At 64.5% G+C, this 23,177-nt stretch carries 22 protein-coding genes; 16 read left to right on the top strand and 6 right to left on the bottom strand.

What is annotated here, in order from left to right:
* The first annotated feature begins 58 nt into the window (after positions 1–58).
* The 4 genes from QOL82_RS25155 to QOL82_RS25170 all read left to right on the top strand — a co-directional run bounded on the left by QOL82_RS25155 (position 59) and on the right by QOL82_RS25170 (position 3,228).
* Positions 59–1,288, top strand: coding sequence for a polyhydroxyalkanoate depolymerase (locus QOL82_RS25155; RefSeq protein WP_283445067.1), 1,230 nt, complete (start codon positions 59–61; stop codon positions 1,286–1,288).
* An 88-nt stretch (positions 1,289–1,376) separates the two neighbouring features.
* Positions 1,377–2,096, top strand: coding sequence for an electron transport complex subunit RsxB (rsxB, locus tag QOL82_RS25160; protein WP_283445068.1), 720 nt, complete (start codon positions 1,377–1,379; stop codon positions 2,094–2,096).
* Positions 2,093–2,743, top strand: a complete 651-nt coding sequence (gene nth, locus QOL82_RS25165) for an endonuclease III (RefSeq protein ID WP_283445069.1) — start codon at positions 2,093–2,095, stop codon at positions 2,741–2,743. The genes rsxB and nth overlap by 4 nt, the downstream gene beginning before the upstream one ends.
* Before the next feature lie 53 nt (positions 2,744–2,796).
* The gene (locus tag QOL82_RS25170) at positions 2,797–3,228 is read left to right on the top strand and encodes a DUF1841 family protein (RefSeq protein WP_283445070.1); all 432 of its coding nucleotides are present in this window, start codon (positions 2,797–2,799) and stop codon (positions 3,226–3,228) included.
* A gap of 86 nt (positions 3,229–3,314) precedes the next feature.
* On the opposite strand, the gene QOL82_RS25175 is transcribed toward QOL82_RS25170, so the two are convergent.
* Together QOL82_RS25175 and QOL82_RS25180 are read right to left on the bottom strand one after the other, a co-directional pair.
* Positions 3,315–3,665, bottom strand: coding sequence for a c-type cytochrome (locus tag QOL82_RS25175; protein WP_283445071.1), 351 nt, complete (start codon positions 3,663–3,665; stop codon positions 3,315–3,317).
* A gap of 11 nt (positions 3,666–3,676) precedes the next feature.
* Positions 3,677–3,997, bottom strand: a complete 321-nt coding sequence (locus QOL82_RS25180) for a c-type cytochrome (protein WP_283445072.1) — start codon at positions 3,995–3,997, stop codon at positions 3,677–3,679.
* Between the two features lie 245 nt (positions 3,998–4,242).
* On the opposite strand from QOL82_RS25180, the gene QOL82_RS25185 reads away from it, so the two are divergent.
* From QOL82_RS25185 to parC, 9 genes are all read left to right on the top strand, one after another.
* Positions 4,243–4,383 (top strand): hypothetical protein, encoded by a 141-nt coding sequence (locus QOL82_RS25185; RefSeq protein ID WP_283445073.1) that lies wholly within the window; start codon positions 4,243–4,245, stop codon positions 4,381–4,383.
* The gene (locus tag QOL82_RS25190) at positions 4,380–5,600 is read left to right on the top strand and encodes an MFS transporter (protein ID WP_283445074.1); all 1,221 of its coding nucleotides are present in this window, start codon (positions 4,380–4,382) and stop codon (positions 5,598–5,600) included. The genes QOL82_RS25185 and QOL82_RS25190 overlap by 4 nt, the downstream gene beginning before the upstream one ends.
* 108 nt (positions 5,601–5,708) lie before the next feature.
* Entirely contained in the window at positions 5,709–6,044 is a 336-nt protein-coding gene (locus QOL82_RS25195; RefSeq protein ID WP_283445075.1) for a hypothetical protein, read from the top strand.
* Between the two features lie 92 nt (positions 6,045–6,136).
* Positions 6,137–6,991: an AAA family ATPase gene (locus tag QOL82_RS25200; RefSeq protein WP_283445076.1), complete on the top strand. Its 855-nt coding sequence runs from the start codon at positions 6,137–6,139 to the stop codon at positions 6,989–6,991.
* A 15-nt stretch (positions 6,992–7,006) separates the two neighbouring features.
* Positions 7,007–7,591: a GNAT family N-acetyltransferase gene (locus tag QOL82_RS25205; RefSeq protein WP_283445077.1), complete on the top strand. Its 585-nt coding sequence runs from the start codon at positions 7,007–7,009 to the stop codon at positions 7,589–7,591.
* Between the two features lie 6 nt (positions 7,592–7,597).
* Complete coding sequence (locus QOL82_RS25210) at positions 7,598–8,767, top strand: vWA domain-containing protein (RefSeq protein ID WP_283445078.1); 1,170 nt, start codon at positions 7,598–7,600, stop codon at positions 8,765–8,767.
* A gap of 343 nt (positions 8,768–9,110) precedes the next feature.
* Entirely contained in the window at positions 9,111–11,099 is a 1,989-nt protein-coding gene (locus QOL82_RS25215; RefSeq protein WP_283445079.1) for a DNA topoisomerase IV subunit B, read from the top strand.
* Positions 11,099–11,866 (top strand): lytic transglycosylase domain-containing protein, encoded by a 768-nt coding sequence (locus QOL82_RS25220; protein WP_283445080.1) that lies wholly within the window; start codon positions 11,099–11,101, stop codon positions 11,864–11,866. Before QOL82_RS25215 ends, QOL82_RS25220 begins: the two co-directional genes overlap by 1 nt.
* A gap of 13 nt (positions 11,867–11,879) precedes the next feature.
* Complete coding sequence (parC, locus tag QOL82_RS25225) at positions 11,880–14,186, top strand: DNA topoisomerase IV subunit A (RefSeq protein ID WP_283445081.1); 2,307 nt, start codon at positions 11,880–11,882, stop codon at positions 14,184–14,186.
* 217 nt (positions 14,187–14,403) lie between these two features.
* Here the strand turns inward: parC and QOL82_RS25230 are convergent, their stop codons facing one another.
* Together QOL82_RS25230 and QOL82_RS25235 are read right to left on the bottom strand one after the other, a co-directional pair.
* Complete coding sequence (locus tag QOL82_RS25230; RefSeq protein WP_283445082.1) at positions 14,404–15,597, bottom strand: aminotransferase-like domain-containing protein; 1,194 nt, start codon at positions 15,595–15,597, stop codon at positions 14,404–14,406.
* A 42-nt stretch (positions 15,598–15,639) separates the two neighbouring features.
* Entirely contained in the window at positions 15,640–16,098 is a 459-nt protein-coding gene (locus QOL82_RS25235; RefSeq protein ID WP_283445083.1) for a RidA family protein, read from the bottom strand.
* 241 nt (positions 16,099–16,339) lie between these two features.
* Between QOL82_RS25235 and htpG the strand changes: the two genes are divergently transcribed.
* A complete protein-coding gene (gene htpG / locus QOL82_RS25240; protein WP_283445084.1) occupies positions 16,340–18,253 on the top strand; it encodes a molecular chaperone HtpG in 1,914 nt (637 codons plus the stop codon).
* A 456-nt stretch (positions 18,254–18,709) separates the two neighbouring features.
* Here the strand turns inward: htpG and QOL82_RS25245 are convergent, their stop codons facing one another.
* Positions 18,710–19,720 (bottom strand): 2-dehydropantoate 2-reductase, encoded by a 1,011-nt coding sequence (locus QOL82_RS25245; protein WP_283445085.1) that lies wholly within the window; start codon positions 19,718–19,720, stop codon positions 18,710–18,712.
* Between the two features lie 202 nt (positions 19,721–19,922).
* Between QOL82_RS25245 and QOL82_RS25250 the strand changes: the two genes are divergently transcribed.
* The gene (locus tag QOL82_RS25250) at positions 19,923–21,038 is read left to right on the top strand and encodes a leucine-rich repeat domain-containing protein (protein ID WP_283445086.1); all 1,116 of its coding nucleotides are present in this window, start codon (positions 19,923–19,925) and stop codon (positions 21,036–21,038) included.
* Positions 21,039–21,206: 168 nt separating this feature from the next.
* Positions 21,207–22,424, top strand: coding sequence for an MFS transporter (locus QOL82_RS25255; protein ID WP_283445087.1), 1,218 nt, complete (start codon positions 21,207–21,209; stop codon positions 22,422–22,424).
* Positions 22,425–22,514: 90 nt separating this feature from the next.
* On the opposite strand, the gene QOL82_RS25260 is transcribed toward QOL82_RS25255, so the two are convergent.
* The gene (locus QOL82_RS25260) at positions 22,515–23,177 is read right to left on the bottom strand and encodes a DUF799 domain-containing protein (RefSeq protein ID WP_283445088.1); all 663 of its coding nucleotides are present in this window, start codon (positions 23,175–23,177) and stop codon (positions 22,515–22,517) included.

Consider the following 23,177-nt stretch of genomic DNA (forward strand, 5'->3'; position numbering starts at 1 on the left):
ATGCACCGAGGAATTTACGACAGGAAATTGCTGTCCTGCGGCACCCGAAAGGAACACCATGCTTTATCAATTTCATGAAATGAACCGTACGTTGTTCAGCCCATTGGTTCAGTGGGCTGACGCTTCTTCCAAGCTGTTCAGCAATCCCGTATCGCCTTTCGCGCATACGCCGTTCGCTCAGCGCATCGCTGCCGGGTACGAGTTGATGTACCGCCTGGGCAAGGATTACGAAAAGCCGCCCTTCGGCATTACCACAACGACGGTAGAAGGCAAGACCGTGCCGCTGATCGAGCAGGTCGCGGTCGAAAAACCGTTCTGTCGACTGCTGCACTTCAAGAAAGACTTTGCCGCCGGCCAGGCCGTCGAGCAACCAACGGTGCTGCTGGTCGCCCCGCTGTCGGGCCACCATTCGACGCTGCTGCGCGAGACCGTGCGCGAGCTGGTCAAGCAGCATGATGTCTACATCACCGACTGGACCGACGCCCGCATGGTGCCGATGTCCGAAGGCCCGTTCCACCTGCATGACTATATTTACTACGTTCAGGAATTCATCCGCACGCTGGGCCCCGACCTGCATGTGATCTCGGTGTGCCAGCCGACCGTGCCGGTGCTGGCCGCGATCTCGCTGATGGCCAGCGATAAAGATCCGATGATGCCCAAGAGCATGACCATGATGGGCGGCCCGATCGACCCGCGCCGTTCGCCGACACAGGTGAACGACCTGGCTACCGAGAAGCCGTTTTCCTGGTTCGAGAACAATGTGATCTACTCGGTGCCGCCAACCTACCCGGCTTTCGGCCGCAAGGTGTATCCAGGCTTCCTGCAGCATGCCGGTTTCGTCGCGATGAATCCGCAGCGGCATGCGCAAAGCCACTGGGACTTCTACATGCACCTGCGCACCGGCGACAACGAGTCGGCCGAAGAGCATCGCAAGTTCTACGACGAGTACAACGCGGTGCTCGACATGCCGGCCGAGTACTACCTGGAAACCATCAAGACGGTGTTCCAGGAACACAGCCTGCCAAGAGGCATCTGGGAAGTCGAAGGCAAGCTGGTGCGGCCGCAGGACATCAAGAACGTGGCGCTCTTCACGATCGAGGGCGAACTGGACGATATTTCCGGTTCCGGCCAGACCGAGGCAGCGCAGGACCTGTGCAGCAGCATCCCGAAGGCGAAGAAGCAGCATTACGTCGCGCCAAAGTGCGGCCACTACGGCATATTCTCCGGACGCCGCTGGCGTGAAATGGTGGCGCCTAAAATCGCCGAATTCATCCGCGCCAATGCCTGATCCCGACTAGCATTGCCAGAAGCCGCCCGTCGCGAGACCGGCGGCTTTTTCATTTGTGGAGGCCGATGTTGTCCGGGATAATGGCGCCATGCCTGAATCCGATCTTTCCCAGAATTTCCAGACTCCCGCCTCCGCGCTTGCCGACCGCCTCGAAGACCTGCTGCCGCAGACCCAGTGCACCAAGTGCGGCTACCCGGACTGCCGCGCCTATGCCGAGGCGATGGCCGCCGGCGAGGCCGCGATCAACCAGTGCCCGCCCGGCGGCGCCGAGGGCATACGCCGGCTGGCGCGGCTGCTGGATGTGCCCGTCCTACCGCTCGACCCCGGGCATGGCGTCGAGCGGCCGCGCCCGGTCGCGGTCATCGACGAGGCGATCTGCATCGGCTGCACGCTGTGCATACAGGCCTGCCCGGTCGACGCCATCGTCGGCGCCGCCAAGCAGATGCATACCGTGGTGCCGTCGCTGTGCACCGGCTGCGACCTGTGCGTGGCGCCCTGCCCGGTCGACTGCATCGCCATGGTCGAGGTGACGCCCGGGCGCACCGGCTGGGACGCATGGTCGCAGGAACAGGCAGACGCGGCCCGCGCCCGCCATGCGGCGCGCGGCATACGGCTGCAGCGCGAGCGGGATGAGAACGACGCGCGGCTGGCGGCCAAGGCGGCCGCCAAGCTCAGGGAAGTGGAAGCGCAGACGGCGGCGACGCCGGACGAATTCGCCGAGCAGCAGCGCAAGAAGGCCATCATTGCCGCTGCAATCGAGAGGGCCCGCGTCAAGAAGGAAGAAATGGCTGCAAGGAGCAAGGCATGAACCGGGTGAAGCGGGACGAGATATTCCGGCGCTTCCAGCAGGCCAATCCGCATCCAACGACCGAACTCGAATACACGACGCCGTTCGAACTGCTGATCGCCGTCATCCTGTCGGCGCAGGCAACCGACGTCTCGGTCAACAAGGCGATGCGCAAGCTGTTCCCGGTCGCAAATACGCCGGCGCAGATCCATGCGCTCGGCGTCGATGGGCTGATCCCGTATATCCAGACCATAGGCCTGTACCGCAACAAGGCGAAGAACGTGGTCGAGACCTGCCGGATGCTGGTGGAACTGCACGGCGGCGAGGTGCCGCGCGACCGCGCCGCGCTGGAGGCATTGCCCGGCGTCGGCCGCAAGACCGCGAACGTCGTGCTCAACACGGCCTTCGGCGAGATTGCAATCGCGGTGGACACCCATATATTCAGGGTATCCAACCGCACCGGCATCGCGCCCGGCAAGAATGTCGACGAAGTCGAAAAGAAGCTGATGAAGTTCGTGTCGCCCGAATTCAGGATGGACGCGCATCACTGGCTGATCCTGCATGGCCGGTACACCTGCACCGCGCGCAGCCCGCAATGCTGGAACTGCATGATCGCCGACCTGTGCGAGTACAGGATGAAAACCCCGCGGCCCGACAAGGCGGTTTGACGCCGCTGGCCGCGCACTCCCCCAACCCGATATCACAGGCATAGCGCAAGACCATGTTCAATCCTTCACAACATGATGTGCGGCGCTTCTTCTGCGAGGCATTTCGCAAGGAGCGCACCCAGGAAATCCTGACGCCGCTGGAAGCGGTGGCGCGCGACTGGATCGTCCAGCATCCCGAGTATGCCGGCCAGCTGGACGATGTCGAGCAGGCGCTCGCCGCCGACTACGGCGTCGAGGGCGGGCAGGCCAATCCCTTCCTGCACTTGTCGATGCACCTGTCGATCGCCGAGCAGGTCTCGATCGACCAGCCGCCCGGCATCCGGGCCGCGACGCAGGCGCTGGCGCAAAGGCTGGGTTCCGAACACGACGCGCATCACCAGGTGATGGAATGCCTGGGCGAGATGATCTGGCATTCGCAGCGCAATGGCACGCCGCCGGACGGGGCCGCCTACCTGGACTGCGTGCGGCGCCGCGCCGGGCAGTAATTCCAGTCATTGCAGCGCACGGCAGTAGCGGCGCGCAATAAAAAAGCCACCTTGCGGTGGCTTCCTGAGTGATCGGTCCAGCGGGTTCAGCGGCGCAGCACCAGCGTGCCTGGCAGGCTGTTCAGGTACGCGGAGATGTTGACGATGTCCTGGTGCGAGAGCGGCTTCGCCTGCGCGGCCATGATCGCGTTACCGCGGCCGTTGGCGCCGTCGGCGCCGCGCTGGTAGGCCACCAGCGCATGGGTCAGGTAATCGCGATGCTGGCCAGCCAGCTTGGGATAGCTGGGGTCGATCGGCGTGTTGTAGTCCTTGCCGTGGCAGGCTGCGCAGTTGTATTTCTCTGCGGCGGCCTTGCCGGCGTTGATGTCGCCGGCGGCATGGGCGGAGACGGACAGGGAAGACAGGGCCAGCAGGGCCGATGCGGTCAGTAATTTCATGGTGGCTCCGGTCACTTCTGCTGCGAATAATACGCAGCGACGTCGGCGATGTCCTGGTCGGACAGGGTTGCTGCAATGCCGCGCATCGTCGGGTGCTTGCGCTCACCCTTCTTGTACGCATTCAACGCGTTTTCGATGTACTTGGCGGACTGGCCGCCCAGCATGGGCACCTGGTACACCTCGGGGAACGAAGCCTTGTAGCCTGGAATGCCATGGCAGCCGATACAGCTTTCAACCTTGTTTGCTGCCGACTTCGTATTGCCTGTCGCGTCCGCGGCTGCAGCGAACTGGGCAATACCCGCAAGCGCGAGAAATGCGAATAAGTTTTTCATGGTAGCTGGGGTAGTTAATGCGAAACTGGCCGGCGCTGGAGCAAGTCCTGGCTACGACGCACCGAGATGGCGACCTCATGTTGCCTGTCCTGCCAAAACCGCTCGATTCTACCCGAAGAGTATCAAAGCGTCCACGTTGTATCGCCATCCGGACCGGTTCATCCAAACCGGCCGGCCGCCGGTCGGGCGGGGCTTGCCATGGTCTTTTATAATGCACCGCATAAAACAATGATGGAGACAATGCGATGCAGCCAGCGACAATGCAGCGCCGGCCGTGGCGGGCAGCCGCCATGCCCGCGCCCGGCACTACCCTCGCTACCGGGATCACCCTGACCGCCGTTGCTGCCATGCCCGGCGCCAGCCTGTTCCGCCGGACGTCCGCATGACGACCAGGCCCTCCGCAGCGCTGCCCTCCTCCGCCAAAGCCTCGGGCATGCCCAACAGCCGGGGCTGGGCAATGGTCGCCGCCGGCGCGCTGGTCATCATGGTCGTGGTCGTATTCGCCCGGCTTTCCTACGGCTTCATCCTGCCCTTCATGCGCAGCGCGCTCGGCCTGAGCTACCAGCAGGCCGGCACGCTGGGCACCGCCAGCGCGCTCGGTTACCTTCTGCTGATCATGGTGGCCGGCATGGTCGCCTCGCGCTGGGGCGGCCGGCTCGCGGTGCTGTCGGGCGTGGCGATGACCATGGCCGGCTTCGGCGGGCTTGCGCTGGCCTCGGACTACCGGCTGCTGGTCGCGCTGATGGCGCTGCTCGGCTTCGGCACCGCGTTTTCCTATACCCCGGTGATCTCCCTGCTCGCCGCCTGGTTTCCCGAACGCCGCGGCGCCGTCATCGGCATCGCCAACAGCGGCGTCGGCCTGGGCCTGCTGCTCTCGGGTTCGCTGGTGCCCGCGCTGCATGCGTCCTATGCCGAACGCGGCTGGCGCATTGCGTGGGCCTTGTTTGCGCTGACCGCGCTGGTGGCGCTGGTCGCCGGCTTTTTCCTGCTGCGCAATCCGGTCGGCGCCGGCCCGACCGGCACGCACAAGGTTGACAAGGCCAAGGTCTTCCGCAACAGCCATGTGATCACCGTCGGCCTGCTGTACGGCATTGTCGGCATCACCTACATCGTCCAGGCGATCTTCATGTACAGCTTCGCGCTGGAGTCCGGCGTGCCGGCGCTCACAGCGGGCAGGCTGGCCGCGGTGACCGGCATCCTGTCGATCTTTTCCAGTCCGTGCTGGGGCTGGCTGTCAGACCGCTACGGCCGCGCGCTGGTGCTGCGCATCTGCGTCAGCATGACCTTGCTGGGCATACTGATCCCGGTCGTCACGCCGACGCTGGGCGGCTTCGCCGCACACTTCCTGATAGTGGGCTGCACGCTGTCGGGCATGTTCGGCGCGATCCTCGCGGCGTCGACCGAAACGGTTGGGCCGCACGAAGCGCCGCTCGCGGTCAGCTTCGTCACGCTGTTCTACGCGGTCGGCCAGTTCGCCGGCCCCGCCGCGGCCGGGCTGCTGATCGAGCATGCGGGAGGATTCCGCTCCGCGTTCGCCGCCTGCTGCATGGTGCTGGCGGCCGGCGTCGGCCTCACGCTGCGCCTGGGCCGCGCGCGCCGCTGACCGCATGTGCCCGATCAACATGCGGCCGGGATCTTTCGCCGCGCTGGCCGATCCAACGGGCATATCCTGCGGCGACAGCCGCCGCAATCAACCAGAAAGGACAGGCCGATGGCAATCAGCACCGCGCAACTTGATGAGATGCATGACAGGCTGCAGGCCCTGAAGCAAAGCCTGGCGGGCCGCGACCAGTCGCCGGACATGCCGATGGCGGAGGACGATCCTCTGGCGGCGATGGCGCTCGACTGCGAGTTCCCGCTGCCGTCGCCGCTGACGGCCCGCACCCTTGCCGCCGAAGTCGACCGCAAGCTCGACAACGTCGCGGTGCTGATGGACCGGGCGCAGCAGCATGAAGCGCTGCCGCCGGAAATGCGCGCCGCGGCCGACCAGGAGAACTCGATGCTGGTCGAGGACTACAAGGAAGGCGGCGTCGCCGACGGCGCCTGACCGCGGGCCGGCATGGCCGGCGCCGCCGAATACTTGCCGGGAATTTCTCGCTTATACTCGTGGCTATCTTTCTTCCATGACCACGGGACATCATGCGACCAGACCATCGCTTCACCGGCTCCGAGCAATACGTTGCGACCGACGACCTGAAACTTGCCGTCAATGCGGCAATGACATTGCAGCGGCCGCTGCTGATCAAGGGCGAGCCGGGCACCGGCAAGACCATGCTTGCCGAGGAAGTCGCGGCTGCGCTGAACATGCCGCTGATGCAGTGGCATATCAAGTCCACCACCAAGGCCCAGCAGGGCCTGTACGAATATGACGCGGTGTCGCGGCTGCGCGACTCGCAGCTCGGCGACGAGCGCGTCAAGGACATCCACAACTACATCGTCAAGGGCGTGCTGTGGCAGGCCTTCACCGCCGACGAACGCGTGGTGCTGCTGATCGACGAGATCGACAAGGCCGACATCGAATTCCCGAACGACCTGCTGCGCGAACTCGACCGGATGGAATTCTATGTCTACGAGACGCGCGAGATGGTCAAGGCCAAGCACCGGCCGCTGGTCATCATCACGTCCAACAATGAAAAGGAATTGCCGGACGCGTTCCTGCGCCGCTGCTTCTTCCATTACATCAAGTTCCCGGACAAGGACACGATGGCGCAGATCGTCGAGGTCCACTTCCCCGACCTGAAGAAGGAACTGCTGTCCAAGGCGCTGGAGACCTTTTACGAAGTGCGCGACGTCAATGGCCTGAAGAAGAAGCCTTCGACGTCCGAGCTGCTGGACTGGCTCAAGCTGCTGCTGGCCGAAGACATCCCGCCGGAGGCGCTGCGCGCCAAGGACCCGAAAAATGCGGTGCCGCCGCTGCATGGCGCGCTGCTGAAGAACGAGCAGGACGTGCACCTGTTCGAGCGCCTGGTCTTCATGTCCCGCAACAACCGCTGACACGCCGGGCATCGCATGGCATTCATTGAACCGGTGACGCTGACAGGCCGCCACGTGCAGCTCGAGCCGCTGGCGCCCGGGCATCACGATGCGCTGGTCGCCGCGGCATCCGACGGCGAACTGTGGAAGCTCTGGTACACGTCGGTGCCGTCGCCGCAGACGATGCGCAACTGGCTCGAAACGGCGCTGTCGATGCGCGCCCATGACGACCTGGCGTTTGCAATACGCGACATGCGCGACGGCAGCATCGTCGGCAGCACCCGCTATTTCCGGGTCGACGCGGCCAGCCGCCGGCTTGAGATCGGCCATACCTGGTATGCCCGGCGCGCGCAGCGCACCGGCATCAACACCGAGGCGAAGCTGCTGCTGCTGGGCCATGCGTTCGACGCGCTGCAGTGCATCGCGGTGGAATTCCGGACGCACTGGATGAACCACCAGTCGCGCGAGGCCATCGCCCGGCTCGGCGCCAGGCAGGACGGCGTATTGCGCAACCACCTGCGCATGCCGGACGGCACGCTGCGCGACACCGTGGTGTTTTCCATCATTGATTCGGAATGGCCGACCGTGAAGCGCCATCTGCAATTCAAACTCGAACGGTAGGACAGCATGCTGATCGACTTCTTTTTTACCCTCAAAGACGCAAAGATCCCGGTCTCCATCAAGGAGTACCTGATCCTGATGGAAGCCATGCAGAAGCAGGTGATCGCGCCTTCGCTGGACGAGTTCTATTACCTGTCGCGGATGACGCTGGTGAAGGACGAGGCCCATTACGACAAGTTCGACAAGGCGTTCGGCCTGTATTTCAAGGGCATCGACACGCTGTTCGAGAAGCATCCCGAGATTCCGCTGGAATGGTTGATGAAGCGCATCGAGCGCGAGCTGACCGACGAGCAGCGGGCCGCGATCGAGAAGTTCGGCTACGACAAGCTGATGGACCGCCTGAAGGAACTGCTGGCCGAGCAGAAGGAAAAGCACGAAGGCGGCAGCAAGTGGATAGGCACCGGCGGCACCTCGCCCTTCGGCAACGGCGGCGAGAACCCGGAAGGCATACGCATCGGCGGCGAAGGCGGCAAGCGCAGCGCGGTCAAGGTCTGGGAATCGCGCGCCTACCGCGACTACGACAGCGAGCGCGAGCTCGGCACCCGCAACATCAAGGTGGCCTTGCGCCGGCTGCGCAAGTTCGCGCGCGAAGGCGCCGAGGACGAACTCGCGCTCGATGACACCATCCGCGCCACCGCCAACAATGCCGGCTACCTCGACATCCGGATGCAGCCCGAGCGCAAGAACAACATCAAGGTGCTGATGCTGCTGGACGTCGGCGGCACGATGGACGACCACATCACGCGCACCGAGGAATTGTTTTCGGCCTCCAAGACCGAGTTCAAGAACATGGAGTTCTACTACTTCCACAACTGCGTCTACGACTACCTGTGGAAGAACAACCGCCGCCGCCATGCCGAGCGCTTTCCGACCTGGGACATCCTGCGCAAGTACACGCCGGACACCAAGCTGATCTTCGTCGGCGACGCCACGATGAGCCCGTACGAGATCCTGCAGCCGGGCGGCTCGGTCGAATACAACAACGAGGAAGCCGGCGCCGAATGGCTGCAGCGCTTCACCCGCCAGTTCCCCAAGTTCGTCTGGCTCAACCCGGAGCCGGAGGGCCTGTGGCAATACAGGCAGTCGATCGCGGTGATCCGCCAGATCATGAACAACCGGATGTTCCCGCTGACGATAGAGGGGCTGGAACGCGGGATGCGGCTGCTGAGCAAGTAGGTTCTCCCCTTCGCGCACCCGACCGCGTGCCCGACCACCGGGGCGCGCGGGCCGGTACGGTACGGTGTACCGGCCGCGCTGGATACACCGGGCAGACTGCCCACCGAGCAGGCGGTTCCGGCACCCGCTGCCGGCGTCGCCTCATAGCTGACGCGCTCCCGGACAGCGGATTTTAACTGTATTTTTATACAGTATTTTGGTACAATCCTTTCTTGCCTGCCAGTACCGGCACACTTGAAGTTCGCCTCCGACGCCGCATTTTCATTAGAATGCATGCACTTTGGCCCGCCGAACTCCCGTCGCCGGCGAGGCATTCCACGGTCTTCCACCTGTTTTACATCGTATGGCAACCAAAAAGAATCAAATCTCCGACTACAGCGAGTCATCGATCCGTGTTCTCAAGGGCCTGGAGCCGGTCAAACAGCGGCCAGGCATGTACACCCGCACCGAGAACCCGCTGCACATCATCCAGGAAGTCATCGACAATGCGTCCGACGAGGCGCTCGGCGGCCACTGCCGCAACATCGTCGTCACGCTGCGCACCGATGGCGGCGTCAGCGTCGACGACGACGGCCGCGGCATCCCGGTCGGGCTGCACCCGGAAGAAAAGATACCGACGGTGGAAATCGTGTTTACCCGGCTGCATGCCGGCGGCAAGTTCGACAAGGGCAGCGGCGGCGCATATGCGTTCTCCGGCGGCCTGCATGGCGTCGGCGTGTCGGTCACCAATGCGCTCGCATCGCGGCTGGAAATCACGGTCTGGCGCGAGGGCCGCGTGCACCAGCTGGCCTTCGCCGACGGCGACCTGATCGAGCCGCTCAGCTCGCGCCCGATCGCCCGCGACGACAAGAAGTCCGGCACCCGGGTCACCGCCTGGCCCAATCCCAAGTACTTCGACTCGTCGGCCATCCCGCAGGCCGACCTGCAGCGGCTGCTGCGTTCGAAGGCCGTGCTGCTGCCCGGCGTCAAGGTCACGCTGGTGCACGAGCGCACCGGCGAAACCCAGACCTGGCAATACGAGCAGGGCCTGCGCGGCTACCTGACCGAGTCCCTCGCCCAGGGCTCGAACGCCGACCTGGTGATCCCGCTGTTCGAAGGCGAGCAATATGCCGGCCGCGACGCCGAAGGCTTTGCCGAAGGCGAAGGCGCGGCCTGGGTGGTCGCCTGGACCGAGGACGGCAACGTGGTCCGCGAGTCGTATGTGAACCTGATCCCGACGCCGGCCGGCGGCACCCACGAGTCCGGCCTGCGCGAGGGCCTGTTCGGCGCGGTGAAGAACTTCGTCGAGATGCATGCGCTCCTGCCCAAGGGCGTCAAGCTGCTGCCGGAAGACGTGTTCGCCCGCACCTCCTTCGTGCTGTCGGCCAAGGTGCTGGACCCGCAGTTCCAGGGCCAGATCAAGGAAAGGCTGAACTCGCGGGACGCGGTGCGCCTGGTCGGCGGTTTCTGCCGGCCGCCGCTGGAACTGTGGCTGAACCAGCACGTGGACTACGGCAAGCGGCTGGCCGAGCTGGTGATACGCCAGGCCCAGACCCGTCTGCGCTCGGCGCAGAAGGTCGAAAAGAAGAAATCCTCGGGCGTCGCGGTGCTGCCCGGCAAGCTGACCGACTGCGAGTCCAGCGACGTCAGCCGCAACGAGATCTTCCTGGTCGAGGGCGACTCGGCCGGCGGCTCGGCCAAGATGGGCCGCGACAAGGAATTCCAGGCCATCCTGCCGCTGCGCGGCAAGGTGCTCAATGCGTGGGAAACCGAGCGCGACCGGCTCTTCGCCAACAATGAAATCCACGACATCGCGGTCGCGATCGGCGTCGACCCGCACGGCAAGAACGACAGCCCCGACCTGTCCGGCCTGCGCTATGGCCGCATCTGCATCCTGTCGGACGCCGACGTCGACGGCTCGCACATCCAGGTGCTGCTGCTGACGCTGTTCTTCCGCCATTTTCCGAAGCTGCTGGACAACGGCCATATCTGCATCGCGCGCCCGCCGCTGTACCGCGTGGACGCGCCGGCGCGCGGCAAGAAGCCGGTGCAGAAGCTGTATGCGCTCGACGACGGCGAACTCGTCGCCATCGAGGACAAGCTGCGCAAGGACGGCATCAAGGACGGCGGCTGGGCCATCTCCCGCTTCAAGGGCCTGGGCGAGATGAATGCCGAACAGCTGTGGGAAACCACGATGAACCCGGACACCCGGCGCCTGCTGCCGGTCACGCTGGGCGACTTCGACCTGGCGGCGTCCGAGGCGCGCTTCAACATGCTGATGGGCAAGGGCGAGGCGTCTGCCCGCCGGCTGTGGCTGGAAGAGCACGGCAATGAAGCGGAGGCCGACATCTGATGCGACTCGCCGTGCTTCTTGCGGGAATGGCGCTGGCCTGTGCGGCAACCGTCGCGCGGGCCGATATCTACGGCTACATCGACGCCGAGGGCAATGCGCATTTCTCCGCCGAGAAGCTCGACGAGCGTTACCAGCTGTTCCTGCGCGGCGACGGCGCATTCGACTCGGCCGAACTCAAGGCGCCGGCCGCACCTGCAGCTGCGGCGCCGCAGGGCGCGATCCAGCAATACCTGGCCCGGCATCCGAACCTGAAAAAGTACGAGCCGCTGATGACGCAGGCCGCGCACGACTATGCGGTCGAGCTGCCCCTGCTGAAGGCGGTGATGGCCGCGGAATCCGGCTTCAACCCGGGCGCGGTGTCGCCGAAAGGCGCGGTCGGCCTGATGCAGGTGATGCCCGCCACCGCCGAGCGCTACGGGCTGCAGGCCGACAAGCGCAACAGCGTCAGCGAAAAGCTGGCCGACCCGAAGACCAACATCCGTCTCGGCGCGCGCTACCTGCGCGACCTGATGCGCATGTTCCCCGACCAGATGGCGCTGGTGCTGGCGTCGTACAACGCCGGCGAAGGCGCGGTGCAGAAATACCGCAACCGGGTGCCGCCCTACCCCGAGACCCAGAATTACGTGAAGCTGGTGACCCAGTTCTACCATCTCTACAAGCCGGCGCAGCCGGCCAGCCCGGCGCAGGCGGCATCCGCCAGCGGCCGGGTCTACCTGACCATACCTGGCCGCGGCAACATGCCGACGCGGTCCGTAATCGAACAATGACCCTGATCTTTTCATGACTGAACAAGCCACCCTGTTTGATGCCGTGCCTTCCGGCGACGGCGAATCGCTGACCCTGGCCACCTTTGCCGAGCGCGCCTACCTCGACTATGCGGTCTCGGTGGTCAAGGGCCGCGCGCTGCCCGACGTCTGCGATGGCCAGAAGCCGGTGCAGCGCCGCATCCTGTATGCAATGAGCGAACTCGGTCTGACCGCGACGGCCAAGCCGCGCAAGTCGGCGGCCGTGGTCGGCGACGTGCTGGGCAAGCTGCATCCGCACGGCGACCAGTCGGTCTACGACGCGCTGGTGCGCATGGCCCAGGATTTCTCGCTGCGCTACCCGCTGATCGACGGCCAGGGCAATTTCGGTTCGCGCGACGGCGACGGCGCCGCGGCGATGCGCTACACCGAAGCCCGGCTGACGCCGATCTCGCGGCTGCTGCTCGACGAGATCGGCATGGGCACCGTGGACTTCCAGCCCAACTACGACGGCTCGACCGAAGAGCCGCGGCTGCTGCCGGCCCGCCTGCCCTTCCTCCTGCTCAATGGCGCATCCGGCATCGCGGTCGGCATGGCCACCGAAATACCGTCGCACAACCTGCGCGAAGTCGCGCAGGCGGCCGTCGCGCTGATACGCAATCCCAAGCTCAGCCACGAGGAACTGATGGCGCTGATGCCCGGTCCCGATTATCCGGGCGGCGGCCAGATCATCAGCTCGCCGGCAGCCATCTCCGACATCTATTCCAGCGGCCGCGGCAGCCTGAAAGTGCGGGCGCGCTGGAAGATCGAGGAACTGGCGCGCGGCCAGTGGCAGGCGGTGGTCACCGAGCTGCCGCCCGGCGCGTCGACGCAGCGGGTGCTGGAAGAGATCGAGGAGCTGACCAATCCCAAGGTCAAGCTGGGCAAGAAGGCGCTGTCGCCCGAGCAGCTGGCCATGAAGCAGACCGTGCTTGCGATGCTGGACACGGTGCGCGACGAGTCAGGACGCGACGCGCCGGTGCGGCTGGTGTTCGAGCCCAAGTCCAAGAACCAGGACCAGGCCGAATTCATGCAGACGCTGCTCGCGCACACGTCGCTGGAGTCGGGCGCGGCGATCAACCTGGTGATGATAGGCGGCGATGGAAGGCCAAGGCAGAAGTCGCTGCTGCAGATCCTCTCCGAGTGGATCGCGTTCCGCTTCACCACCATTACCCGCCGCTCCAGCTTCCGGCTGCAGAAGGTCGAGGACCGCATCCACATCCTCGAAGGCCGCGAGGCGGTGCTGCTGAACATCGACGAGGTCATCCGCATCATCCGCCAGTCCGACGAGCCCAAGCCGGCGCTGATGACCGCGTTCAGCCTGTCGGAGCGCCAGGCCGACGACATCCTTGAAATCCGGCTGCGCCAGCTGGCGCGGCTGGAAGCGATCAAGATCCAGCAGGAGCTGGCCGAACTGCGCAAGGAAAAATCCTCGCTGCAGGACCTGCTGGAAAACCCGTCGTCGATGAAGCGGCTCGTCATCCGCGAGATCGAAGCCGACGGCAAGCAGTTCGGCGACCCGCGCCGCACGCTGGTCGAGGAAGCCGAACGGGCAAGCGCCGAGCAGAAAGTGATCGACGAGCCGGTCACGGTGATCATCTCGCAGCGCGGCTGGGTGCGCGCCCGCGGCGGCCATGGACACGACGCCGCGCAGTTCACGTTCAAGTCAGGCGACGCGCTGTATGCCACCTTCGAATGCCGGACGGTGGACAACATGGTGGCGATGGGCTCCAACGGCCGCGCCTATTCGGTCCCGGTGGCCGCGCTGCCCAACGCGCGCGGCGACGGCGTGCCGGTCACCACGCTGGTCGATGTCGCCAGCGGCAGCCGCCTGCTGCATTACTTCGCGGGACCGGGCAACACGCCGCTGCTGGTGGCGTCGACCGCGGGCTACGGCTTCATCGCCAAGGCCGGCGACCTGGTCAGCCGCAACCGCAACGGCAAGGCCTTCATGACGCTGGAGGAAGGCGACGAGCCGCTGCCGCCGAAAGTCATCGCCGAAAAGGCCAGCGCGCTGGCCTGCCTGTCGGGACAAGGGCGCTTGCTGGTGTTCGGCCTCGACGAACTCAAGGTGCTGTCCGCGGGCCGCGGCGTGATCCTGATGGAACTCGAACCCAAGGAAAAGCTGCTGGCGGCGCAACCGGTCAGCCAGCGCGGCGTCATCGTGACCGGCATCGGCCGCGGTGGCAAGGCCCAGGAAGTGGCGCTGTCGGCCAGCGGCCTGGCGCCGCACATCGGCAAGCGCGCGCGCAAGGGCAAGGCGCTGGAGTCGCGGGTGAAGGCGGCGGCGCTGCTGGCGCAATAGGCCTTGTAGCGTGACGCGGGACTGTGCAGGTGCAAATGCCCTGCAAGTCCCTCTTGTGCATGGATTAAAGACCGTTCACATGCGCCGACAACTTGGCGCGTTGTCTGGAGCGGATGCAGGAAATCAGCGTCTCCGGCTGCTTTGGTCAAGATTTCAGCGGCACAAGGCGAGTCCGTGCCGACGCAGCGCGCCTGCCGTCGGCAGGCGCGCTGCCTGATTACATCCGTGCTGCGATCAGCTTGCCCAGCTTTTCCACGCCAATGCGTATCTGCTCCGGCGGCACGGTGACGAAGCTCAGGCGCAGCGTATTCGGCTCCGGCGTATTCGCATAGAACGGCGCGCCCGGCACGAAGGCCACGTTCTGCGCGACCGCCGCCTCCAGCAGCTCCATGCTGTTGATGTGCTTGGGCAGCGTGACCCAGATGAACATGCCGCCCTGCGGCCGGGTCCAGCTCGCGCCAGCCGGGAAGAATTCCTGCAGCGCGTCCAGCATGGACTGGCACTGGGCCGCGTACAGCTTGCGTATGGTCGGGATATGCTCGGTCAGGAAGCCGTCCTTGACCACTTCATGCACCACCATCTGCGTCAGCTGCGCGGTGTGCAGGTCGGTCGCCTGCTTGGCCTGCTCCATCTTGCGCGCCAGCGGCACCGGCGCGACCGCGTAGCCCAGCCGGATGCCCGGTGTCAGCACCTTGGAGAACGAACCCATGTAGACCACGCCGGACGGATTCATGTTCAGCAGCTTGGGCAGCGGCTCGCCGTTGTAGCTGAGCGCGCCATACGGGTCGTCCTCGATCAGCGGCACGCGCAGGCGGGCGCAGGCTTCGACCAGCGCGATCCGGCGGGCCAGCGTCATGCTGCGGCCGGTCGGGTTCTGGAAGTTGGGCAGCGAATACAGCAGGCGCGCGCCCTGCCCGACCGCATCCAGCGCTTCCGGCACCAGGCCGTCGTCGTCGGTCGCAACGGAAACGAACTCCGGACGGTAGACGGAGAACGCCTGCAGCGCGCCCAGGTAGCTGGGCGTCTCCACCAGGATCTTGCTGCCTTCGTCGATCAGCACCTTGCCAAGCAAGTCCAGCCCCTGCTGCGAGCCGGACAGCATCAGCACCTGTTCCGGGACGATCGGGCAATCGGACGTCGACAGCGAGTCGGCGATCCATTCGCGCAGTGGCGCATAGCCATCGCTCGGTCCGTACTGCAGCGCCACCTTGCCGGCGCGGCTGAGCACCGCGTCATAGGCCTCGCGCATGCGCTCGACCGGGAAAGTCTGCGGCGACGGCAGGCCGCCTGCGAAGGAAATGATCTCCGGGCGCATCGTGATCTTCAGGATTTCACGGATGGCGGAGCTTTGCAGCTGCTCGGCGCGTTGCGAGAACTGCCACTGTATGGGGTTGGGGTTTTCTATTTTCATGCTATGGACGTTGGAATGCGGTAGAGGACCGGGAAGCCGGGGTCAGGCGATCTCGGCGATCAGTTCGATTTCGACGCAGGCGCCCAGCGGGATCTGCGCAACGCCGAAGGCGGAACGGGCATGGCGCCCGGCGTCGCCGAAGACCTCGACCAGCAGCTCGGACGCGCCATTGGTGACGAGGTGCTGCTCGGTATAGTCGGGCGTCGAATTGACAAGGCTCATGACCTTCACGATGCGCCTCACGCGGCCGAGGTCGCCGCCGCAGGCGGCCTTCAGGGTCGCGAGCAGGTCGATTGCGACCGCGCGCGCCGCGGTCATGCCCTGCTCGGTGCCAAGGTCGCGCCCCAGTTGGCCGACCCATGGCTTGCCGTCCCGCTTTGCAATATGCCCGGACAGGAATACCAGGTTGCCGCTCTGCGCATACATCACATAGGCCGCGGCCGGCGCGGCGGCGGATGGCAAGTTAATACCGAGGGCAAGCAATTTTTCTTCGATGGACATGCGTGGCTCCGGAAAAATGGCGCCCGGCGCTGGCGAGAGGCAGGATGCGCCGGGGAAACGTGCAATTTTACTCCTAAGCCTGCGTCCCCGGGACGGCAACATGCTTGAATTGCAGCCTTGAAATGGCCGATTCGGTGCCCATATCTCCGACACCTTGCCGTACCCGGCAGTAAGCACTATTTACTTGTGGTCGCGCGCCGTCCTGGCGCTGGCCTTGTCCAACCCACTTCCGAGGAACAAAATGGCCGTAACCGAAAAGCAAACCCTGGGCTTTCAGGCAGAAGTCAAGCAGCTGCTGCAGCTGATGATTCATTCCCTGTACTCCAACAAGGAAATCTTCCTGCGCGAGCTGATCTCGAACGCGTCCGACGCCGCCGACAAGCTGCGGTTCGAAGCGATCAACAACGGTGCGCTGTTCGAGAACGACCCCGACCTCAAGATCCGCGTCGACTTCGACAAGGACGCGCGCACGATCACCATCGCCGACAACGGCATCGGCATGAGCCGCGACGACGCGGTCGAGCACCTCGGCACGATTGCCAAGTCCGGCACCCGCGAATTCTTTTCCAAGCTTTCCGGCGACCAGCAGAAGGATGCTGCGCTGATTGGCCAGTTCGGCGTCGGCTTCTACTCGGCCTTCATCATCGCCGACCGCATCACCGTCGAATCCCGCCGCGCCGGCCTGCCGGCCAGCGAAGGCGTGCGCTGGGAGTCCGGCGGCGAAGGCGACTTCACCGTGGAAGCGATCGACAAGGCCGACCGCGGCACCCGCATCACGCTGCACCTGCGGGAAGGCGAGGACGAGTTCCTGTCGTCGTGGAAGCTGAAGTCGGTGATCCGCAAGTACTCCGACCATATCTCGCTGCCGATCCAGATGAAAAAGGAAGAATGGAGCGAGGAAAAGAAGGAGATGGTCGTCAGCGACGAACTGGAGACGATCAACCAGGCCAGCGCGCTGTGGGCCCGCAACCGCGCCGACATCACGCCCGAGCAGTACGCCGAGTTCTACAAGCATGTGTCGCACGACTTCCAGGAACCGCTGACCTTCACCCATAACCGGGTCGAAGGCCGCAGCGAATACACGCAGCTGCTCTACATCCCGTCGCATGCGCCGTTCGACCTGTGGGACCGCAACAAGCGCGGCGGCATCAAGCTGTATGTGAAGCGCGTCTTCATCATGGACGATGCCGAACAGCTGATGCCGGTCTACCTGCGCTTCGTCAAGGGCGTGATCGATTCCAGCGACCTGCCGCTCAACGTGTCCCGCGAGATCCTGCAGGAGTCGCGCGATGTCAAGGTCATCCGCGAAGGCTCGACCAAGCGCGTGCTGGGCATGCTGGAAGAACTGGCCAACGGCGACGAGCAGGACCAGAAGGACAAGTACGCCACCTTCTGGAAGGAGTTTGGCCAGGTGCTGAAGGAAGGCATCGGCGAGGACAGCAACAACAAGGAACGCATCGCCAAGCTGCTGCGCTTCGCGTCGACCCAGAATGACAACGACGCGCAAACCGTGTCCTTCGAAGAGTACGTGTCGCGCATGAAGGAAGGCCAGGACAAGATCTACTACGTCACGGCCGACAGCTATGCGGCCGCCAAGAACAGCCCGCACCTCGAAATCTTCCGCAAGAAGGGCGTCGAAGTGCTGCTGCTGACCGACCGCGTCGACGAGTGGATGCTGTCCTTCCTGCAGGATTTCGACGGCAAGGAACTGGTGTCGGTGGCCAAGGGCGACCTCGACCTCGGCAAGCTGGAAGACGAGGCCGAGAAGAAGCAGCACGAGGAAACGGAGGTCCAGTACAAGGACCTGGTCGAGAAGATGAAGACCGCGCTGGCCGACAAGGCCAAGGAAGTGCGCGTGACCTTCCGGCTGACCGACTCTCCGGCCTGCCTGGTGGCGGACGAGAACGAGCTGTCCGGCAACCTGGTGCGCATGCTGAAGGCGGCCGGGCAGAACGCGCCGGAGTCCAAGCCCATCCTGGAAATCAACCCGGACCACCCGCTGGTGCAGCGCCTGAAGTACGAGGACGGCAAGTTCGACGACTGGGCCAACATCCTGTTCGACCAGGCTGCGCTGGCCGAAGGCGGCACGCTGGCGGACCCGGCCGGGTTCGTGAAGCGGCTCAATGAAATGCTGCTGGGTATGGCGTCGCGCTAAGTCCCGATAGAAGATGGTGGGATGGCGGGTACGGTTTGCAGTGATACCAACCCAAGTCATGGCGTACCGGTTGAGGCCGATAGTTCCGATTCGCCAGCGTGGTCGTAGGGTGTAATGTGCGCAGCGCATTACACCACTCGCCAACCAACCGCCATCGCCTGTTCGCAACGAATGGTGTAATGCGCTTTCGCTTATTACACCCTACGGAGCTTCATGGCCCCGCGTGAACCGGGATTGGCATAACACGCCGGACCCGGCATCCATGCAGTTCAAAGGGAGTGCCAAGCGCTCCTGCATTGCACGCGCGGCGGCCTTGGCTGGCGCGCGCGAGATGTGGATTGTGCGGGTCAGGCAAGCGCCAATGAAGCAAGGCGTCGACCGGGCACAGCGCCTTGCTGCCGCACCCTGCGCATCGTTCGCACGCTGCGCATCGTTATTTCTCAAGCAGTCTTTACTTCAGGCATGCAACGCCGCCAGCAGGTCCCGGCTGCGTATCCCCCCGTCCTTGCCCTGCTGCGCCTGATGCACCAGCGCGACGATGCGCCGGTTCGCCGGCGCATCCAGCCCAAACTTTTCCGCCAGCGCCACCACCGCGCCATTGAGGTAATCGATCTCGGTGCGCCGCCCTGCCTGCAGGTCTTCCCACATCGACGACCGCGCTTCCGAGTCGATGCGCAGCGCTGACGCGGCGACACGGGTGAACAGCCAGTTCGGCAGGCGCATCAGGCGTGACAGGCGCGTTGGCGGCACCTTGCCGATCTGCGCCGGCGCGATGCCGGCCGCCGCCAGCGCATGCAACGCTTCGTCGATCAGCAGCGCCAGGCAGCGCCGGTAATCACGGTCGGACAGCTGCGCCTTCAGCGGCAGGCCGGACAGCGCATTGACCGGGTTGTTCAGGTTCATCAGCAGCTTGCCCCACTGGACCGCGACAAAATCGGTCCGCTGCACCAGCGGCAGCCCGGCGACCTCGAACATCGGCAGCCATGGCGCCAGCGCCGGCGACGCCTCGACCATCAGGCTGCCTTCGGTGCCGCGGTGAAAACGGCTGCCCGGAAGCTGGACCACGTTGAACGGCACCATCCCGGCCAATACCGTGCGTCCCGGCAGCGCGCGCCGCAGAACATCCGCATTGCCGATGCCGTTTTGCAGGCTGACGACCAGCGCATCCGGCGCCGCATATTGGGCCAGCAGATGCGCGACGCCCTCGGTATCGGCGCTTTTCACGGTGACCAGCACGAGTGCGGCGCCGGCAAGCACGGCCGGGTCCTCGCCGCAATGGACCTGCGCAGCGGACAGCGAGCTGTTGCGCCCGTCCATGTCGCTGATCGTCAATCCATGCAATGCGACCTGCTCGCACATGCGCGCACGGCCGATCAGCGTGACATCGGCCCCGGCGGCGATCAGCGCGCCGCCAACGTAGGCGCCGATGGAGCCGGCGCCAAGAACAGCAATGCGGGTAGCGCTCATGTCTCGCTCCTCAAGGGTTTTTCCGCAACAGGCGCATCGCTCGGGTCCATGCGTCCCATTGTCAGTTCGGATTCGGTTGGCAAAGCGGCGAGTATAGCGAAAGCCGTTGAGCGCGTGCATGGGCAGGATGGCTGAAACCGGTCGCATGGAACCGGCCTGACCGAATTACTACCAAGCCAGCCTTTACCTGAAAGGCACCCTGATGGCTGACCCGAGAATCCTTTCCCGACGCGACTCCCATTCGCACAGCGACGTGAGCGATGCAGTTTCCTCTTCCACCAGCCCAAGGGACACCGCCCCCTCCGCCAGCGCGGCGCCAGCGCCCGTCATGCGGTCTGGTCCTCCGGGCCAGCGCACGCTGCTTGTCCCAGACGTCAACGCACCTACCTTGCCCGCGCATGGCGCACCGGTTGCTGCCCTTGCAGTGCTGCAGCAGGCAACCTGCCCTGCGACTCCCATTGCCGCTCCGTCGGAGTGGGCATGGGACGCCAGGGCGGGCATCCTGACCCTGAACAAGGTTTTCATTTTCGAGGAAGAGATCCGGGATCTGCTGGAGAACTATCCGGACGCCCAACACGTTGTCGTTCAGCCGGATCTTGTAACGGACTCTGCCCTGCGGCTGATCGGTTTGCTGGGGGCAGCAACCAAGGTCACCTCGATTCATTTCAGCCGGCCGATAAACTCGCGCGGCGGCACCGACGCCCGGCCCTACCTCGACTCACATAGCGCCGAAGCGCTCGCCGACCTGGTGAAAAAAAATCCAGCGCTGACGAAGCTGGCATTTTCAAAATGCCCGTACATTACGTCCGAGTTCTTCAATGCGCTGGCAAACCATCTGAAAGATAACCTGACGGTTGCAGCGATCGAAATTTCGAACAGCGGCGATGTACCGATGGAGCAAACGGAATCACTTCTTGGCCAAGCTATTGCGGGGCTACTCTCGAAGAACAGAGGCGTCAGGACCGTCATTGCTCCTGCAAACCGTATCTCCGGCAGCGGCGCCGCGGCAATAGGCGCTGCGCTCGCGCGGAACAAGAGCCTGACAACGCTTGACCTCGGTTTCAACGGCATCGACAGCGATGGCGCACGGGCGCTTTTCGACGGACTCCGAAAAAACAAGAAAACCGCGTTGAGCAGACTGGATCTTTCCAGGTGTGCGATGGATGAACGGTCTGCTAAAAGCCTGGGCAAGCTTTTGAAAAAAAATACCTCGATGACTGAAATCATCGTCGGGAATGTGAAGGATCCCGAAGGTCGCCGGCATATCGCCAATGGAGTGTCGGCAAACAAGTCCGGGTGCAATGTCCGGTTCGCCTGACTGTGAAAGTGTGAAACCGGGATAGGCGCAGCTCGCCGGAACCGGCGCTTCACGGTTGCAAAGCCTGCCGCCATGCTTCCGTTCCAGGCGCGCCAGTGAAAACGGATGCCTGCGCTTGCAGCGGGCTCACCCCGAAGCCGGTATCATGGCGCGCTTTGCCCGTCTCCCATGAAACCTTCGTCTCCAGGCAGCCCGGCACAGGTCGGCATATCGGCAGCCGACGCACCCACCTGGCTGCCCATGCTGTTCGCCGTCGCCTGCGGTCTGATCGTCGCCAACCTGTACTACGGGCAGCCCCTCGCCGGACCGATCGCGGCCGAGCTCGGCATGTCGCCGGCGGCCGCCGGCCTGCTGGTCACGCTGACGCAGGTCGGCTACGGCCTGGGCCTGCTCTTCATCGTTCCGCTGGGCGACATCCTTGAAAACCGTCGGCTGGTGCTGACGCTGATTGCCTGTTGCGCGTTAGCGCTGCTGTCCGCCGCAATGGTGCGCAGTGCGCCGGTGTTCCTGGCCGCGGCCGCGGCGATCGGCTTCACCTCGGTCACGGTACAGATCCTGGTGCCGTGGTCGGCGCACCTGGCCAGCGACGCCAACCGCGGACGCGTGGTGGGCAACGTCATGAGCGGCCTGCTGATGGGCATCATGCTGGCGCGGCCGGTCGCGAGCTTTGTCGCCTCGCTGTGGGGCTGGCATGCGATCTACCTGCTGTCGGCAGCGCTGATGCTGGCGCTGGCGGTGCTTTTGCTGCTCATCCTGCCGTCACGCCGGCCCGAAGCCAAGCTGCCGTATGCGAAGCTGCTCGGGTCGCTGTGGTGGCTGGCGCGCACGCAGCCGGTGCTGCAGCGCCGGGCACTGCAGCAGGCCTGCCTGTTCGGCGCATTCAGCCTGTTCTGGACCACCGTGCCCTTGTTCCTCGCGAGTCCGGCGTTTGGTCTCAGCCAGCGCGGTATCGCGCTGTTCGCCTTGGCCGGCGTCGCCGGCGCGGTCGCCGCACCCATCAGCGGACGCCTGGCCGACCGCGGCCACGGCCGAAAAGTGAGCATCGTGGCAATGCTGATGGTCGCCGGCGGTTTCCTGATGAGCCTTGCCGGACAGGATGGATCGCTGCTGGCGCTGGGCCTGCTGACCCTCGCCGCCATCGTGCTGGACTACGGCGTTACCGCCAACCTGATCACCGGCCAGCGCGCCATCTTCGGCTTGGACGCCGAATACCGGAGCCGCCTGAACGGCCTGTTCATGGCGAGTTTCTTCATGGGCGGCGCGGCCTGCTCGGCGCTGGGCGCATGGGCCTATGCGCATGGCGGATGGACGCTGGCCTGCTGGGTGGGGTTCGCGCTGCCGGTCATGGCGCTGGTGCATTTCCTGGCCAGCACGAGCAAACGGTGAACGGCCTGCATCCTGGCTGCGTTCACTGCTGGTGCGGATGCCAAGCTATCGAGCATTAAGCCTGGCATCCACAAAACGCCATTGCAGTGTTTAGAAATCGGCCTGGTCTTTCTGGTAGGCCGGATCGTAGGGACCGGCGGGAAGCCCCTGGCCTTTGGTATAGATGGCGCGCGCATTTGCCTGGCGGGCAAGTGGCATGTAGTTGGGCGCCGCCTTCGCCATTGCGGCAACGACCGCCTGGGCAATCAGCCCCGCCAGCCCGCCACCCGAATTATTCTGCGGCTGATAGACCAGGGTCTGGGCGTTCTCCCATAGCGTGTTTCCGGTCGCCGTGCTTTTCAGTATGTATTTCAGGCTCACGGTGACGGACGTGCTGAAGACGACATACTTGGCGTTCCACTGTTCTATCGAGATGTACATCACTGCATCCGACCCGAACAGCTTGCCCAGGCGTTCCGGCTCGCTTGCGTGGACCATGTCGGCATCGCCAAGTCCATCATCTTCCAGCACGCGCTTTACTAGATGCACGGGAAACACGTAATAGCCGCGTTCGGCAAGCGGCTTGCCGATGGTGGTCAGGAAGTAGTCCGGCGCATTGACTTCCACGCTCCTGTTTATCGCCGGGACGATCAGGATGGACCGAGGCTGCTCCGTACGGATTGCGGAATAGTCCTTGTGGGCGGGTGGCGTCACGCAGGCCGACAGTGCGACAGCACAGGCCATGGACATGAATATCTTGATAAAACGAACCAT

The organism is Noviherbaspirillum suwonense, from assembly GCF_900182955.1.
Classification (GTDB): domain Bacteria; phylum Pseudomonadota; class Gammaproteobacteria; order Burkholderiales; family Burkholderiaceae_D; genus Noviherbaspirillum_A; species Noviherbaspirillum_A suwonense.

Coding starts and splice junctions, on each gene's coding strand:
- QOL82_RS25155 (WP_283445067.1), top strand. CDS start 59: ATGCTTTATCAATTTCATGAAATGAACCGTACGTTGTTCAGCCCATTG.
- rsxB (WP_283445068.1), top strand. CDS start 1,377: ATGCCTGAATCCGATCTTTCCCAGAATTTCCAGACTCCCGCCTCCGCG.
- nth (WP_283445069.1), top strand. CDS start 2,093: ATGAACCGGGTGAAGCGGGACGAGATATTCCGGCGCTTCCAGCAGGCC.
- QOL82_RS25170 (WP_283445070.1), top strand. CDS start 2,797: ATGTTCAATCCTTCACAACATGATGTGCGGCGCTTCTTCTGCGAGGCA.
- QOL82_RS25175 (WP_283445071.1), bottom strand. CDS start 3,665: ATGAAATTACTGACCGCATCGGCCCTGCTGGCCCTGTCTTCCCTGTCC.
- QOL82_RS25180 (WP_283445072.1), bottom strand. CDS start 3,997: ATGAAAAACTTATTCGCATTTCTCGCGCTTGCGGGTATTGCCCAGTTC.
- QOL82_RS25185 (WP_283445073.1), top strand. CDS start 4,243: ATGCAGCCAGCGACAATGCAGCGCCGGCCGTGGCGGGCAGCCGCCATG.
- QOL82_RS25190 (WP_283445074.1), top strand. CDS start 4,380: ATGACGACCAGGCCCTCCGCAGCGCTGCCCTCCTCCGCCAAAGCCTCG.
- QOL82_RS25195 (WP_283445075.1), top strand. CDS start 5,709: ATGGCAATCAGCACCGCGCAACTTGATGAGATGCATGACAGGCTGCAG.
- QOL82_RS25200 (WP_283445076.1), top strand. CDS start 6,137: ATGCGACCAGACCATCGCTTCACCGGCTCCGAGCAATACGTTGCGACC.
- QOL82_RS25205 (WP_283445077.1), top strand. CDS start 7,007: ATGGCATTCATTGAACCGGTGACGCTGACAGGCCGCCACGTGCAGCTC.
- QOL82_RS25210 (WP_283445078.1), top strand. CDS start 7,598: ATGCTGATCGACTTCTTTTTTACCCTCAAAGACGCAAAGATCCCGGTC.
- QOL82_RS25215 (WP_283445079.1), top strand. CDS start 9,111: ATGGCAACCAAAAAGAATCAAATCTCCGACTACAGCGAGTCATCGATC.
- QOL82_RS25220 (WP_283445080.1), top strand. CDS start 11,099: ATGCGACTCGCCGTGCTTCTTGCGGGAATGGCGCTGGCCTGTGCGGCA.
- parC (WP_283445081.1), top strand. CDS start 11,880: ATGACTGAACAAGCCACCCTGTTTGATGCCGTGCCTTCCGGCGACGGC.
- QOL82_RS25230 (WP_283445082.1), bottom strand. CDS start 15,597: ATGAAAATAGAAAACCCCAACCCCATACAGTGGCAGTTCTCGCAACGC.
- QOL82_RS25235 (WP_283445083.1), bottom strand. CDS start 16,098: ATGTCCATCGAAGAAAAATTGCTTGCCCTCGGTATTAACTTGCCATCC.
- htpG (WP_283445084.1), top strand. CDS start 16,340: ATGGCCGTAACCGAAAAGCAAACCCTGGGCTTTCAGGCAGAAGTCAAG.
- QOL82_RS25245 (WP_283445085.1), bottom strand. CDS start 19,720: ATGAGCGCTACCCGCATTGCTGTTCTTGGCGCCGGCTCCATCGGCGCC.
- QOL82_RS25250 (WP_283445086.1), top strand. CDS start 19,923: ATGGCTGACCCGAGAATCCTTTCCCGACGCGACTCCCATTCGCACAGC.
- QOL82_RS25255 (WP_283445087.1), top strand. CDS start 21,207: ATGAAACCTTCGTCTCCAGGCAGCCCGGCACAGGTCGGCATATCGGCA.
- QOL82_RS25260 (WP_283445088.1), bottom strand. CDS start 23,177: ATGGTTCGTTTTATCAAGATATTCATGTCCATGGCCTGTGCTGTCGCA.